General features: G+C 67.9%; 23 protein-coding genes. All 23 read left to right on the top strand.

What is annotated here, in order from left to right; translation table 11 throughout:
- Positions 1-27 precede the first annotated feature (27 nt).
- The 23 genes from fusA (at position 28) to rplO (ending at position 13,575) form a co-directional block, all read left to right on the top strand.
- The gene (gene fusA, locus ACN268_RS18000; RefSeq protein ID WP_204924854.1) at positions 28-2,124 is read left to right on the top strand and encodes an elongation factor G; all 2,097 of its coding nucleotides are present in this window, start codon (positions 28-30) and stop codon (positions 2,122-2,124) included.
- A gap of 220 nt (positions 2,125-2,344) precedes the next feature.
- A complete protein-coding gene (gene tuf / locus ACN268_RS17995) occupies positions 2,345-3,538 on the top strand; it encodes an elongation factor Tu (protein WP_088647007.1) in 1,194 nt (397 codons plus the stop codon).
- A 354-nt stretch (positions 3,539-3,892) separates the two neighbouring features.
- The gene (gene rpsJ, locus ACN268_RS17990) at positions 3,893-4,201 is read left to right on the top strand and encodes a 30S ribosomal protein S10 (protein ID WP_007073037.1); all 309 of its coding nucleotides are present in this window, start codon (positions 3,893-3,895) and stop codon (positions 4,199-4,201) included.
- A gap of 11 nt (positions 4,202-4,212) precedes the next feature.
- Positions 4,213-4,878 (top strand): 50S ribosomal protein L3, encoded by a 666-nt coding sequence (gene rplC, locus ACN268_RS17985; RefSeq protein WP_088647006.1) that lies wholly within the window; start codon positions 4,213-4,215, stop codon positions 4,876-4,878.
- Positions 4,875-5,552 (top strand): 50S ribosomal protein L4, encoded by a 678-nt coding sequence (gene rplD / locus ACN268_RS17980; RefSeq protein WP_421484176.1) that lies wholly within the window; start codon positions 4,875-4,877, stop codon positions 5,550-5,552. Before rplC ends, rplD begins: the two co-directional genes overlap by 4 nt.
- Positions 5,549-5,851 (top strand): 50S ribosomal protein L23, encoded by a 303-nt coding sequence (gene rplW, locus ACN268_RS17975; protein ID WP_067301418.1) that lies wholly within the window; start codon positions 5,549-5,551, stop codon positions 5,849-5,851. Before rplD ends, rplW begins: the two co-directional genes overlap by 4 nt.
- Positions 5,852-5,863: 12 nt before the next feature.
- The gene (gene rplB / locus ACN268_RS17970; protein WP_204924858.1) at positions 5,864-6,703 is read left to right on the top strand and encodes a 50S ribosomal protein L2; all 840 of its coding nucleotides are present in this window, start codon (positions 5,864-5,866) and stop codon (positions 6,701-6,703) included.
- 12 nt (positions 6,704-6,715) lie between these two features.
- Positions 6,716-6,997: a 30S ribosomal protein S19 gene (gene rpsS / locus ACN268_RS17965; protein WP_088647003.1), complete on the top strand. Its 282-nt coding sequence runs from the start codon at positions 6,716-6,718 to the stop codon at positions 6,995-6,997.
- A 40-nt stretch (positions 6,998-7,037) separates the two neighbouring features.
- Complete coding sequence (gene rplV / locus ACN268_RS17960; protein WP_088647002.1) at positions 7,038-7,496, top strand: 50S ribosomal protein L22; 459 nt, start codon at positions 7,038-7,040, stop codon at positions 7,494-7,496.
- Positions 7,496-8,368, top strand: a complete 873-nt coding sequence (gene rpsC, locus ACN268_RS17955) for a 30S ribosomal protein S3 (RefSeq protein ID WP_088647001.1) — start codon at positions 7,496-7,498, stop codon at positions 8,366-8,368. The genes rplV and rpsC overlap by 1 nt, the downstream gene beginning before the upstream one ends.
- 3 nt (positions 8,369-8,371) lie before the next feature.
- The gene (gene rplP / locus ACN268_RS17950) at positions 8,372-8,797 is read left to right on the top strand and encodes a 50S ribosomal protein L16 (protein WP_088647000.1); all 426 of its coding nucleotides are present in this window, start codon (positions 8,372-8,374) and stop codon (positions 8,795-8,797) included.
- Positions 8,797-9,033, top strand: a complete 237-nt coding sequence (gene rpmC, locus ACN268_RS17945) for a 50S ribosomal protein L29 (RefSeq protein ID WP_013288628.1) — start codon at positions 8,797-8,799, stop codon at positions 9,031-9,033. Before rplP ends, rpmC begins: the two co-directional genes overlap by 1 nt.
- A complete protein-coding gene (gene rpsQ, locus ACN268_RS17940) occupies positions 9,030-9,311 on the top strand; it encodes a 30S ribosomal protein S17 (RefSeq protein ID WP_088646999.1) in 282 nt (93 codons plus the stop codon). The genes rpmC and rpsQ overlap by 4 nt, the downstream gene beginning before the upstream one ends.
- Before the next feature lie 100 nt (positions 9,312-9,411).
- On the top strand, positions 9,412-9,780 hold the full coding sequence (rplN, locus tag ACN268_RS17935) for a 50S ribosomal protein L14 (protein WP_007073026.1): 369 nt from the start codon (positions 9,412-9,414) through the stop codon (positions 9,778-9,780).
- The gene (gene rplX / locus ACN268_RS17930; protein ID WP_194821781.1) at positions 9,777-10,097 is read left to right on the top strand and encodes a 50S ribosomal protein L24; all 321 of its coding nucleotides are present in this window, start codon (positions 9,777-9,779) and stop codon (positions 10,095-10,097) included. Before rplN ends, rplX begins: the two co-directional genes overlap by 4 nt.
- Positions 10,097-10,666, top strand: coding sequence for a 50S ribosomal protein L5 (gene rplE / locus ACN268_RS17925; protein ID WP_067301437.1), 570 nt, complete (start codon positions 10,097-10,099; stop codon positions 10,664-10,666). The genes rplX and rplE overlap by 1 nt, the downstream gene beginning before the upstream one ends.
- Position 10,667: 1 nt before the next feature.
- Positions 10,668-10,853, top strand: a complete 186-nt coding sequence (locus tag ACN268_RS17920; protein ID WP_007073023.1) for a type Z 30S ribosomal protein S14 — start codon at positions 10,668-10,670, stop codon at positions 10,851-10,853.
- Positions 10,854-10,949: 96 nt separating this feature from the next.
- Positions 10,950-11,357, top strand: coding sequence for a 30S ribosomal protein S8 (gene rpsH, locus ACN268_RS17915; protein ID WP_067301438.1), 408 nt, complete (start codon positions 10,950-10,952; stop codon positions 11,355-11,357).
- A gap of 16 nt (positions 11,358-11,373) precedes the next feature.
- Complete coding sequence (rplF, locus tag ACN268_RS17910; RefSeq protein WP_204924859.1) at positions 11,374-11,916, top strand: 50S ribosomal protein L6; 543 nt, start codon at positions 11,374-11,376, stop codon at positions 11,914-11,916.
- On the top strand, positions 11,913-12,302 hold the full coding sequence (gene rplR / locus ACN268_RS17905; RefSeq protein ID WP_088646997.1) for a 50S ribosomal protein L18: 390 nt from the start codon (positions 11,913-11,915) through the stop codon (positions 12,300-12,302). The genes rplF and rplR overlap by 4 nt, the downstream gene beginning before the upstream one ends.
- A 33-nt stretch (positions 12,303-12,335) precedes the next feature.
- Positions 12,336-12,950, top strand: coding sequence for a 30S ribosomal protein S5 (rpsE, locus tag ACN268_RS17900; RefSeq protein WP_088646996.1), 615 nt, complete (start codon positions 12,336-12,338; stop codon positions 12,948-12,950).
- Positions 12,950-13,132 (top strand): 50S ribosomal protein L30, encoded by a 183-nt coding sequence (gene rpmD, locus ACN268_RS17895; protein WP_088646995.1) that lies wholly within the window; start codon positions 12,950-12,952, stop codon positions 13,130-13,132. The genes rpsE and rpmD overlap by 1 nt, the downstream gene beginning before the upstream one ends.
- Positions 13,132-13,575, top strand: coding sequence for a 50S ribosomal protein L15 (gene rplO, locus ACN268_RS17890; protein ID WP_088646994.1), 444 nt, complete (start codon positions 13,132-13,134; stop codon positions 13,573-13,575). The genes rpmD and rplO overlap by 1 nt, the downstream gene beginning before the upstream one ends.
- Positions 13,576-13,699: the final 124 nt, after the last annotated feature.

Here is a 13,699-nt window from a genome sequence, read left to right as displayed (position 1 = left end):
TCGAGACGACGATAAGTAGGGATTGAAGTGGCCGCCGCAGACGCGCTCGCCAACGTACGCAACATCGGCATCATGGCGCACATCGATGCCGGTAAGACCACGACCACCGAGCGGATCCTGTTCTACACCGGTATCACCTACAAGATCGGTGAGGTCCACGAGGGCGCTGCCGTCATGGACTGGATGGAGCAGGAGCAGGAGCGTGGCATCACGATCACCTCCGCTGCCACCAAGTGTGAGTGGAAGGGCCACACGATCCAGATCATCGACACGCCCGGTCACGTCGACTTCACGGTCGAGGTCGAGCGGTCGCTGCGGGTGCTGGATGGTGCGGTCGCGGTCTACGACGGCGTCGCCGGCGTGGAGCCGCAGACGGAGAACGTCTGGCGGCAGGCCGACAAGTACCACGTCCCGCGGATGTGCTTCGTCAACAAGCTCGACCGCACGGGCGCGGACTTCTTCCGCTGCGTGCAGATGATGATCGACCGGCTCAACGCCACCCCGCTGGTGCTCCAGATCCCGATCGGGCTCGAGGGCGACCACATCGGTGTCGTCGACCTGATCGGCATGCGTGCCCTCACCTGGCGCGGGGAGACCCAGAAGGGTGAGGACTACGCGATCGAGGAGATCCCGGCCGACCTGGCCGACTCCGCGGCCGAGTGGCGCGAGAAGCTGATGGAGACCCTGGCCGACGTCGACGACGCGGTGATGGAGAAGTACCTGGAGGGCGAGGAGATCTCCGTCGAGGAGATCAAGGCCGCCATCCGGCGGGCCACCATCGCCAGCAAGGCCAACCCGGTGCTGTGCGGCTCGGCGTTCAAGAACAAGGGCGTGCAGCCCATGCTCGACGCCGTGGTCGACTTCCTGCCGTCGCCGCTGGACGTGCCGGCCATCGAGGGCACCGCGACCGACGGCGAGACGCCGTTGCAGCGCAAGCCGTCGAAGGCGGAGCCGTTCTCCGGTCTGGCCTTCAAGATCCAGACCGACAAGCACCTCGGCAAGCTCACCTACGTCCGGGTCTACTCGGGTGTGGTCGAGACCGGTAACCAGGTGGTGAACTCCACCAAGGACCGCAAGGAGCGGATCGGCAAGATCTACCAGATGCACGCCAACAAGCGGGAAGAGCGCGGCTCGGCCCAGGCTGGCGACATCATCGCGGTGCAGGGTCTCAAGCAGACCACCACCGGTGACACCCTCTGCGACCCGGCGAACCCGGTCATCCTGGAGTCGATGACCTTCCCCGAGCCGGTCATCGAGGTCGCGATCGAGCCGAAGACCAAGGCCGACCAGGAGAAGCTCAGCACCGCCATCCAGCGGCTGGCCGAGGAGGACCCGACCTTCCGCGTCAAGCTGGACGAGGAGACCGGTCAGACGGTCATCGCCGGCATGGGCGAGCTGCACCTGGACATCCTGGTCGACCGGATGCGCCGCGAGTTCAACGTCGAGGCGAACATCGGCAAGCCGCAGGTGGCGTACCGTGAGACGATCCGCCGCAAGGTGGACAAGATCGAGTACACCCACAAGAAGCAGACCGGTGGTTCCGGCCAGTACGCCCGCGTCATCGTGAGCATCGAGCCGCTGCCGCTGGACAACGAGTCGCCGACCTACGAGTTCGCCAACGCCGTCACCGGTGGCCGCATCCCCCGGGAGTTCATCCCGTCGGTGGACGCCGGTGCGCAGGACGCCATGCAGTACGGCATCCTGGCGGGCTTCCCGCTGGTCGGTGTCAAGCTGACCCTGCTGGACGGCCAGTACCACGAGGTCGACTCGTCCGAAATGGCATTCAAGATCGCCGGCTCGATGGTGATGAAGGAGGCGGCCCGCAAGGCCGACCCCGCGCTCCTCGAACCGATGATGGCCGTTGAGGTCACCACTCCCGAGGAGAACATGGGTGACGTCATCGGCGACCTCAACTCCCGCCGCGGCATCATCCAGGCGATGGAGGAGCGCAGCGGCGCCCGCATCGTGAGGGCCCTGGTGCCGTTGTCGGAGATGTTCGGCTACGTCGGCGACCTGCGGTCGAAGACCCAGGGCCGGGCAAGCTACAGCATGCAGTTCGACTCCTACGCCGAGGTGCCGCAGAGCGTGGCGAAGGAGATCATCGCCAAGGCGACGGGTGAGTGACGCTCACCTGCTGCTGATCCGGTGAGCCGGGGCCGGTCGCGGACGGGAGTCCCGCCCGCGACCACCTCGGTCGGGTTGTGTGAATCCGGGCCTGTAGGCTTCATCGCCGCAGAACCCACCAAGCTCTCCGGCCGTTGGCCGGAAAGGCTGTCGACAGAGTCCTAAGCGCCGTCCGGCGCGCCGGGGCGCGAAGAACCAAGAAGTCCACAGGAGGACACCAGTGGCGAAGGCGAAGTTCGAGCGGACTAAGCCGCACGTCAACATCGGCACCATTGGTCACATCGACCACGGTAAGACGACGCTGACGGCGGCCATCACGAAGGTCCTGCACGACCAGTACCCGGACCTCAACCCGTACACGCCGTTCGACGAGATCGACAAGGCGCCGGAGGAGAAGGCCCGCGGCATCACGATCTCGATCGCGCACGTCGAGTACCAGACCGAGGCGCGGCACTACGCGCACGTCGACTGCCCCGGGCACGCCGACTACATCAAGAACATGATCACCGGTGCCGCCCAGATGGACGGCGCGATCCTGGTGGTCGCGGCGACCGACGGTCCGATGCCGCAGACCCGCGAGCACGTGCTGCTGGCCCGTCAGGTCGGTGTGCCGTACATCGTCGTGGCGCTCAACAAGAGCGACATGGTCGACGACGAGGAGCTCCTGGAGCTCGTCGAGCTCGAGGTCCGCGAGCTGCTGTCGGCGCAGGAGTACCCGGGTGACGACCTGCCGGTCGTCCGGGTCTCGGCGCTGAAGGCCCTCGAGGGTGACCCCGAGTGGACCGGCCGCCTGCTGGAGCTGATGAACGCGGTCGACACCGCGATCCCGCAGCCCGAGCGGGAGACCGAGAAGCCGTTCCTCATGCCGATCGAGGACGTCTTCACGATCACCGGTCGTGGCACCGTCGTCACCGGCCGCGCCGAGCGTGGCGTGCTCAAGCCGAACGAGGAGGTGGAGATCGTCGGTATCCGCGAGAAGTCGCAGAAGACGGTCTGCACCGGCATCGAGATGTTCCGCAAGCTGCTCGACGAGGCCCGCGCGGGCGAGAACGTCGGTCTGCTGCTGCGTGGCATCAAGCGCGAGGACGTCGAGCGCGGCATGGTGGTCGTCAAGCCGGGCACCAGCACCCCGCACACGGAGTTCGAGGCGACGGTCTACATCCTCTCCAAGGAGGAGGGCGGCCGGCACACCCCGTTCTTCCAGAACTACCGTCCGCAGTTCTACTTCCGCACCACCGACGTCACCGGTGTCGTCACCCTCCCCGAGGGCACCGAGATGGTCATGCCGGGCGACAACACCACGATGGCCGTCAAGCTCATCCAGCCCATCGCGATGGAGGACAACCTCAAGTTCGCGATCCGCGAGGGTGGTCGTACGGTCGGCGCGGGTCGCGTCACCAAGATCATCAAGTGACCCAGGTAACCCCGATTAGCGTCGCCGCCGGTCGTGCGGCATACTAGTCAGGTTGCGTAACGACGGTTAGTCGCCCGTGTCCGGCGAAAGCTGGACCTCCGGGAAGACCAACAGTCGCGCGTAGGGTGGTTGATCGCCCCTGGCGGTCAACCACCCTCGCACGGCGTCCAGATCGCTGTGATGCGATCGGCGCCTTGACCCACCGCGTGGTCAGAGGATCGCTCCGGAGTCCCGGGGCGGAGCCTGGTCCGAGGGCGCGACACGCCCGACCGCGGGGGTCGGCGAAGTGGGCCTGTACCAGCCGGTACAGGTGCCCGCAACACAGCGGCATCGAGAGAAGGAACAGAAGCCACCATGGCGGGACAGAAGATCCGCATCCGGCTCAAGGCCTATGACCACGAGGTCGTCGACTCCTCGGCGCGGAAGATCGTCGAGACGGTGACGCGCACCGGGGCGCAGGTCGCGGGCCCGGTGCCGCTGCCCACGGAGATCAACCGTTTCTGCGTCATCCGCTCGCCGCACAAGTACAAGGACTCGCGCGAGCACTTCGAGATGCGTACGCACAAGCGGCTGATCGACATCATCGACCCGACCCCGAAGACGGTCGACTCGCTCATGCGCCTCGACCTGCCGGCTGGCGTCGACATCGAGATCAAGCTGTAGGGACCGGACAAATGGACAGGCAAGTCAAGGGGATCCTGGGCGCAAAGCTCGGCATGACCCAGGTCTGGGACAACAACAAGGTTGTCCCCGTGACCGTGGTTCAGGCCGGCCCCTGCGTCGTCAGCCAGGTTCGTAGCGCCGAGAAGGACGGTTACTCCGCAGTCCAGCTCGCCTACGGCACGATCGACCCGCGCAAGGCCAAGAAGCCGCTCGCCGGGCACTACGCCAAGGCGGACGTGGCGCCGCGCCGGCACATCGTCGAGCTGCGCACCACCGACGCCGCGGACTACTCGCTCGGCCAGGAGGTCACGGTCGAGGAGTTCCCGGTCGGCGTGGTCATCGACGTCACCGGCAAGACCAAGGGCAAGGGCTACGCCGGCCCGATGAAGCGGCACGGCTTCCACGGTCTGCGCGCCAGCCACGGTGTCGAGCGCAAGCACCGCTCGCCGGGCTCCATCGGCGCCTGCGCGACCCCGGGTCGCGTCTTCAAGGGCACCCGGATGGCGGGTCGGATGGGTGGCGTGCGCTACACCGTTCAGAACCTGACCGTCCAGGCGGTCGACACCGAGAACAACCTCCTGCTCGTCCGTGGTGCCATTCCCGGCCCCAAGGGCGCGCTGGTCCTGGTCCGCACCGCGGCCAAGACGAAGGCGAAGAAGGGCGGTGTGGCCAAGTGACCACCGTTGACGTCCTCAACGTCGAAGGCGCCAAGAGCGGCTCCGTCGAGCTGCCGGCCGACATCTTCGACGTCCAGGCCAACATCGCGCTGATGCACCAGGTCGTGGTGGCTCAGCTCGCGGCGGCCCGGCAGGGCACCCACAAGGCCAAGTCCCGTGGCGAGGTCTCCGGCGGCGGCAAGAAGCCGTACAAGCAGAAGGGCACCGGTCGCGCCCGGCAGGGCTCGATCCGCGCGCCGCAGTTCGCCGGCGGTGGCGTGGTCCACGGCCCGGTGCCGCGCGACTACAGCCAGCGGACCCCGAAGAAGATGAAGGCCGCCGCCCTGCGTGGCGCCCTCTCCGACCGGGCCCGCGCCGGCCAGGTGCACGTCGTCGAGACCTTCGTCTCGGGCGAGAAGCCGTCGACCAAGGCGGCCCTGGCCACCCTGGCCAAGCTGACCGGGGCCCGGCGGGTGCTTGTCGTGCTGAGCAGCACCGACGAGCTGAACTGGGTGTCGCTGCGCAACGAGCCTCGGGTGCACCTGATCGAGTCCGGCCAGCTCAACACGTACGACGTGCTGGTGGCCGACGACGTGGTCTTCAGCAAGGACGCCCTGGACGAGTTCCTGGGCGTGCCCGCGGAGGCCGGCCCCGCGGCCGAGTCCGCCGAGACCACCGAGGAGGGTGGCAAGTGAGCACGATCGCCGACCCGCGGGACGTCATCGTCGCGCCGGTCGTCTCGGAGAAGAGCTACAGCGAGCTGAACCGGAACTGGTACACCTTCCTGGTGCACCCGGACGCGAACAAGACCGAGATCAAGATCGCTATCCAGCAGATCTTCAACGTCCGCGTCCTGACGGTCAACACGCTCAACCGCCAGGGCAAGCGCAAGCGCACCAAGACCGGCTTCGGTCAGCGCAAGGCGACCAAGCGGGCGATCGTGAAGCTGGCTGACGGTGACCGTATCGAGGCCTTCGGCGGCCCGGTCAGCTGAGGGGTGTAGACAATGGCTATCCGTAAGTACAAGCCGACGACGCCGGGCCGACGCGGCTCCAGCGTTGCCGACTTCGCCGAGATCACCCGGTCCACGCCGGAGAAGTCCCTGCTGGCCCCGCTGCCGAAGAAGGGCGGACGCAACGCCCACGGCCGGATCACCGCCCGGCACCACGGCGGCGGCCACAAGCGGCAGTACCGCCTGATCGACTTCAAGCGGGTCGACAAGGACGGCGTGCCGGCGAAGGTCGCGCACATCGAGTACGACCCGAACCGCACCGCGCGCATCGCGCTGCTGCACTACGCCGACGGCGAGAAGCGCTACATCCTCGCGCCGAAGGACCTGAAGCAGGGCGACCGGGTCGAGTCCGGGCCGGGCGCCGACATCAAGCCGGGCAACAACCTGCCGCTGCGCAACATCCCGGTCGGTACCACCGTCCACAACGTGGAGCTGCGTCCGGGCGGCGGCGCCAAGCTGGCCCGTTCGGCAGGCGTCGGCATCCAGCTGCTCGGCCGGGAGGGCGTGTACGCGACCCTGCGTATGCCGTCCGGTGAGATCCGGCGGGTCGACGTGCGCTGCCGCGCCAGCGTCGGCGAGATCGGCAACGCCGACCAGTCGAACATCAACTGGGGCAAGGCCGGCCGGATGCGGTGGAAGGGCAAGCGCCCGACCGTCCGTGGTGTCGCGATGAACCCGGTCGACCACCCGCACGGTGGTGGTGAGGGTAAGACCTCCGGTGGTCGCCACCCGGTGAACCCGCAGGGTAAGCCCGAGGGCCGCACCCGTCGTAAGGGCCAGCCGAGCGACCGGCTGATCGTCCGCCGCCGCTACGCCACGCGTAAGCGCGGCTGAGGGAGATAGAGCATGCCTCGCAGCCTGAAGAAGGGCCCGTTCATCGACGACCACCTGCTCAAGAAGGTGGAGACGCAGAACGACAAGGGCTCGAAGAACGTCATCAAGACCTGGTCGCGCCGCTCGACGATCATCCCCGAGATGCTCGGGCACACGATCGCCGTGCACGACGGACGCAAACACGTCCCGGTGTTCGTGACCGAGGCCATGGTCGGGCACAAGCTCGGCGAGTTCGCGCTGACCCGCACGTTCAAGGGTCACGAGAAGGACGACCGGAAGAGCCGCCGGCGCTGACGCCGCGGGCATACGGATAGAGGAACAAGGGGTTACAGCGATGCCAGGAAAGGGCGACGCTCCGGTGCTTCCGGGCGCGCGGGCGGTTGCGCGACACGTGCGCATCTCGCCGATGAAGGCGCGCCGGGTGGTCAACCTCGTCCGCGGCCTGCCCGCGAAGGAGGCGCTCACGGTGCTGCAGTTCGCGCCGCAGGCGGCGAGCGAGCAGGTGTACAAGGTGCTCGCGAGCGCGATCGCCAACGCGGAGAACAACGAGCGGCTGGACCCTGACGCGCTGCTCGTCAGCGAGGCGTTCGTCGACGAGGGCCCGACCATGAAGCGGTTCCGGCCGCGGGCGCAGGGCCGGGCCTACCGGATCCGCAAGCGCACCTGCCACATCACCGTGGCGGTCGAGGCGGTCGCGCCGGCCGCGCCGAAGAAGTCCGCGGCGAAGAAGGCGGCACCGGCGCAGCAGGCCGAGCCCGCAGCGACCGAGAGCAAGACGGAGGGTGCCGAGTAATGGGTCAGAAGGTTCACCCCACTGGATTCCGGCTCGGCATCTCGACCGACTGGAAGTCCCGCTGGTTCGCGGACAAGCTCTACAAGGACTACATCGGCGAGGACGTCAAGATCCGCCGGATGATGTCCAAGGGCCTCGAGCGTGCCGGCATCTCCAAGGTCGACATCGAGCGCACCCGGGACCGTGTCCGGGTCGACATCCACACCGCCCGGCCGGGCATCGTCATCGGCCGTAAGGGTGCGGAGGCCGACCGGATCCGCGGCGAGCTGGAGAAGCTCACCGGCAAGCAGGTGCAGCTGAACATCATCGAGGTCAAGAACCCCGAGTCGGACGCGCAGCTGGTCGCCCAGGGCGTCGCCGAGCAGCTCTCCAGCCGGGTCAGCTTCCGTCGGGCCATGCGCAAGTCGATGCAGTCGGCGATGAAGAACCCCGTCTGCAAGGGCATCCGGGTGCAGGTCTCGGGCCGCCTCGGTGGCGCCGAGATGAGCCGGACGGAGTTCTACCGCGAGGGTCGGGTTCCGCTGCACACGCTGCGGGCCAACATCGAGTACGGCTTCTTCGAGGCGCGTACCACCTTCGGCCGGATCGGCGTGAAGGTCTGGATCTACAAGGGCGACGCCGTGCCGGGCCGGGAGGCTCCGGCCGAGGCCGGTCCGTCCCGCCCGCGTCGTGGTGAGCGCGGCGACCGGCCCGAGCGGCCGCGTCGTGGCCGGTCGGGTTCGTCGGGTACGACCGCCGGTGGTACCGAGGCCGGCCGGGCTGCCGCGACCACCATCGCGCAGCAGGCCGAGACGCCGAGTGGCGAGCCGGTCGACAGCTCCGCTGTCGCCGCGGCCGCCACCCAGCCGGCAGAAACGCAGCAGGAGGGCTGACAGATGCTGATGCCGCGCAAGCCCCCGAAGGGCTTCCGCAAGCCGCACCACCCGGACCGCCACGGCGCGTCCAAGGGCGGTAACCGGGTGGTGTTCGGCGAGTTCGGAATCCAGGCTCTCGAGCCGGCGTACGTGACCAACCGGCAGATCGAGTCGGCACGTATCGCCATGACCCGGCACATCAAGCGTGGCGGCAAGGTGTGGATCACGGTCTTCCCGGACCAGGCCCTCACCAAGAAGCCGGCCGAGACCCGGATGGGTTCCGGCAAGGGCTCGCCCGAGTGGTGGGTCGCGAACGTCAAGCCGGGGCGGGTTCTCTTCGAGATGTCCTTCCCCAACGAGCAGATCGCGCGAGAGGCGATGCGTCGCGCGATCCACAAGCTCCCGATGAAGTGCCGCATTGTTACGCGCGAAGTGGGTGAATCCTGATGGCAGCGGGCGTCAAGCCCTCCGAGCTGCGTGAACTCTCCGAGGAGGAGCTGGTCACGAAGCTGCGCGAGGCCAAGGCGGAGCTGTTCAACCTCCGCGTGCAGGCCGCGACCGGTCAGCTGGACAACAACCGGCGGCTGCAGGTCATCCGTCGGGAGATCGCCCGGATCTACACGATCATGCGTGAGCGCGAGCTGGGTCTCTCGGCCGCGCCGACTGAGGTGACTGCATCATGAGTGAGACCGAGAACACCGCCACCACCGTGCGGGCCCGCCGTAAGGTCCGTGAGGGCCTGGTGGTCAGCGACAAGATGGACAAGACCGTCGTGGTCGAGGTCGAGGACCGGGTCAAGCACGCGCTGTACGGCAAGATCATGCGCCGTACCAGCAAGCTGAAGGTCCACGACGAGCAGAACGCTGCAGGCATCGGTGACCGGGTCCTGATCATGGAGACCCGGCCGCTGTCCGCCACCAAGCGTTGGCGGATCGTGGAGATCCTCGAGAAGGCCAAGTAGCGAAGGCTCGAGCTCGGCCGGTTTCGGTCGGGCGCAGGTTCCGCCAGGCTCCGGCCGTCCGCGAGGGCGGCCGGAGAACCGGCAGACATAGGAGATAGACGTGATTCAGCAGGAGTCGCGACTGCGCGTCGCCGACAACACGGGTGCCCGGGAGATCCTGTGCATCCGGGTTCTCGGTGGCTCCGGTCGGCGCTACGCGAGCATCGGCGACGTCATCGTGGCCACCGTCAAGGACGCGATCCCGGGCGCCGGTGTCAAGAAGGGCGACGTCGTCAAGGCCGTCGTCGTCCGCACCGCCAAGGAGAAGCGGCGGCCGGACGGCTCGTACATCCGTTTCGACGAGAACGCCGCCGTCATCATCAAGGACGGCGGGGACCCGCGCGGGACCCGCATCTTCGGCCCGGTGGGCCGCGAGCTGCGGGACAAGCGGTTCATGAAGATCATTTCCCTCGCGCCGGAGGTGTTGTGACCGTGAAGGTCAAGAAGGGCGACACGGTCATCGTCATCGCCGGCAAGGACAAGGGTGCCAAGGGCAAGGTCATCGCGGCCTACCCGCGGCAGGACAAGGTCCTCGTCGAAGGCGTGAACCGGGTCAAGAAGCACACCCGAGTCAGCACCACCCAGCGCGGCGCCAAGACCGGTGGCATCGTCACCCAGGAGGCCCCGATCCACGTCTCGAACGTGCAGGTCCTGGACTCCGACGGGAACCCGACCCGGGTCGGCTACCGGTTCGACGACAACGGCCAGAAGGTCCGCATCGCGCGTAGCACCGGTAAGGACCTGTGATGACCACGGCTACCGAAACCAAGACCCTGCCGCGCCTCAAGGAGCGGTACCGCAACGAGATCGTGGCCAAGCTGCAGGAGCAGCACAGCTACGGCAACCCCATGCAGGTGCCGCGGCTGGTCAAGATCGTCGTCAACATGGGCGTGGGCGAGGCTGCCCGCGACGCCAAGCTGATCGACGGCGCCGTCCGCGACCTGGCCACGATCACCGGCCAGAAGCCGCAGGTGCGTCGGGCCACCAAGTCGATCGCGCAGTTCAAGCTGCGTGAGGGCATGCCGATCGGTGCGAAGGTGACCCTGCGCGGCGACCGGATGTGGGAGTTCCTGGACCGGCTGCTGTCGATCGCGCTGCCGCGTATCCGTGACTTCCGCGGTCTGGACGGACGCAAGCTCGACGGGCACGGCAACTACACGTTCGGCCTGACCGAGCAGTCGGTGTTCCACGAGATCGACCAGGACAGGATCGATCGCCAGCGGGGCATGGACATCACGGTGGTCACGACCGCCACGACCGACGACGAGGGCCGGGCGCTGCTCAAGCTCCTGGGCTTCCCGTTCAAGGAGAACTGAGATGGCCAAGAAGGCGCTGATCCTCAAGGCCGCCGCGAAGCCGAAGTTCTCGGTTCGCGCGTACACCCGCTGCCAGCGGTGCGGGCGTCCGAAGGCGGTCTACCGCAAGTTCGGCCTCTGCCGGGTGTGCATCCGGGAGATGGCCCACCGCGGTGAGCTGCCCGGCGTGTCCAAGGCTTCCTGGTAATAGCCCGGCGCGCTCCGCGCGTCAGCTGAACTGTCTCTTCGCCGTAGGCCCCGGGCCGTGCCCGGGGAACCCCGGCGAGAAAGGTTGACGAATTTCATGACGATGACCGACCCGATCGCAGACATGCTCACGCGTCTGCGGAACGCCAACCAGGCGTACCACGACCGGGTGACGATGCCCTACTCGAAGATCAAGGCGAACATCGCCGAGGTCCTCAAGGCCGAGGGTTACATCGCCACCTGGTTGGTCGAGGAGCCCGAGGAGGGCGCCGTCGGCAAGCGACTGGTCGTCGAGCTGAAGTACGGCCAGAACCGGGAGCGGAGCCTGGCCGGCATCAAGCGCGTGTCCAAGCCCGGTCTCCGGGTGTACGCCAAGTCGGACGGGCTCCCGCGGGTGCTCGGCGGGCTGGGCGTGGCGATCATTTCGACGTCCCAGGGGCTGCTCACCGACCGGCAGGCCCGCAAGCGGAGCGTTGGCGGGGAAGTCCTCGCCTTCGTCTGGTAACGGGAGACAGGTAGAAATGTCGCGTATTGGACGTAAGTCGATCCCGGTGCCTTCCGGCGTCGACATCACGATCGAGGGCCAGACCGTCAAGGTCAAGGGCCCCAAGGGCGAGCTGTCCCACACGCTCGCCGAGCCGATCTCCGCGGAGCGGGGCGAGGACGGCCAGCTGCACGTCAACCGGCCGAACGACGAGCGCAAGGCCAAGGAGCTGCACGGCCTCAGCCGTACCCTGGTCGCCAACATGATCGTCGGGGTCACCGAGGGCTACCGCAAGAGCCTGGAGATCGCCGGCACCGGTTACCGGGTCACGGCCAAGGGCAAGGACCTGGAGTTCGCGCTCGGGTTCTCGCACCCGGTCCTGGTCCCCGCGCCGGACGGCATCACCTTCACGGTGGAGCGGCCGACGCTGTTCCACGTGGCCGGCATCGACAAGCAGCAGGTCGGTGAGGTCGCCGCCAACATCCGGAAGATCCGCCCGCCGGAGCCCTACAAGGGCAAGGGTGTCAAGTACCAGGGCGAGGTCATCCGCCGCAAGGCCGGAAAGGCAGGTAAGAAGTGAGCGCCACGCTGCTCAAGCGCCGCCGCGGCGTCGCCGCCAAGCGCGCCGTCGGCCGTGCGCGTCGACACTTCCGGGTCCGCAAGAACGTCAGCGGCACCGCCGAGCGTCCCCGCCTGGTGGTCACCCGCTCGCTGCGGCACATCGTCGCCCAGATCGTCGACGACACCAAGGGTCACACCCTGGCGTCGGCCTCGACCCTGGACGCGTCGCTGCGCGGTGCGGAGGGCGACAAGAGCGCCCTGGCCGGCAAGGTCGGCAGCCTGCTCGCCGAGCGGGCCAAGGCCGCCGGTGTGTCCAAGGTCGTCTTCGACCGTGGTGGCAACCGGTACGCGGGGCGGGTCGCCGCGCTTGCCGACGCCGCCCGCGAAGCCGGGCTCGAGTTCTAGAAACCCCGTCACGAGAGATAAGGAAGGCTGCTGATGCCAGGTCAACAGCGCCGTGGCGGCGGGTCCGGTGGCAACGAGGGTGGTCGCCGCGACAACCGCCGTGAGGGCGGCCGCGGAAACGCGCCCGTCGAGAAGACCCCGCACCTCGAGCGGGTCGTCGCGATCAACCGCGTCGCCAAGGTCGTGAAGGGTGGTCGTCGCTTCAGCTTCACCGCCCTGGTGATCGTGGGCGACGGCGACGGCACGGTCGGCGTGGGCTACGGAAAGGCCAAGGAGGTGCCCGCGGCGATCGCCAAGGGCGTCGAGGAGGCCAAGAAGCACTTCTTCAAGGTGCCGCGGATCGGCCAGTCGATCCCGCACCCGATCCAGGGTGAGGCCGCGGCCGGTGTGGTGCTGCTCAAGCCGGCGTCCGCCGGTACGGGCGTCATCGCCGGTGGCCCGGTGCGTGCCGTGCTGGAGTGCGCGGGCATCCACGACGTGCTCTCCAAGAGCCTCGGCTCGTCCAACCCGATCAACATCGTGCACGCCACGGTGGCGGCGCTGAAGGGGCTCGAGTCCCCGGAGGCCGTCGCGGCCCGTCGTGGCCTGCCGGTCGAGGACGTGGCGCCGGCCGCCATGCTGGCGTCGCGGGCGGGGGTGGCGTCCTGATGGCACGCCTGAAGGTCACCCAGATCCGGTCCGAGATCGGGAGGAAGCAGAACCAGCGGCACTCGCTGCGTTCGCTCGGCCTGAAGCGGATCAATGACGTGGTGGTCAAGGAGGACCGTCCCGAGATTCGGGGCATGATCTTCACGGTCAGCCACCTCGTGAAGGTCGAGGAGGTCGAGTAATGACGATCAAGGTTCACCATCTGCGTCCGGCCCCGGGCGCCAAGACCGCGAAGACCCGGGTGGGTCGCGGTGAGGGCTCCAAGGGCAAGACCGCCGGTCGCGGCACCAAGGGCTCCAAGGCCCGCAAGAACATCTCGGCGGCGTTCGAGGGTGGGCAGATGCCCATCCACATGCGCCTGCCGAAGATGAAGGGCTTCAAGAACAAGTTCAAGGTCGTCTTCCAGGTGGTCAACCTGGACCGGCTGGCCGAACTGTTCCCCAACGGCGGCCAGGTCGGCCCGCTGGAGCTGGTCGAGGCCGGCGCGGTCCGCAAGGGCCACCCGGTCAAGATCCTCGGCACCGGCGACCTCGGCGGCGTGACCCTCCAGGTGTCGGCGCAGGCGTTCAGCGCTTCGGCCAAGGAGAAGATCACCGCTGCCGGCGGCTCGGTCACCGAGCTGTAGGTCAGGCAGACCATGGCGCCCGCTCAGTTCTTCGTGACTGGGCGGGCGCCCTGGTCTACCCGGAGCGTGTGCGCCGGGTAACATCGGATTCGGTTTATGTAGCCGGGCACACCTGCCCGGAGCG

This window comes from Micromonospora sp. WMMD735 (assembly GCF_049178995.1).
Lineage (GTDB): Bacteria > Actinomycetota > Actinomycetes > Mycobacteriales > Micromonosporaceae > Micromonospora > Micromonospora wenchangensis.
The sequence above is the reverse complement of the archived record's forward strand: the minus strand, read 5'-3'. Positions and strand labels throughout refer to the sequence as shown.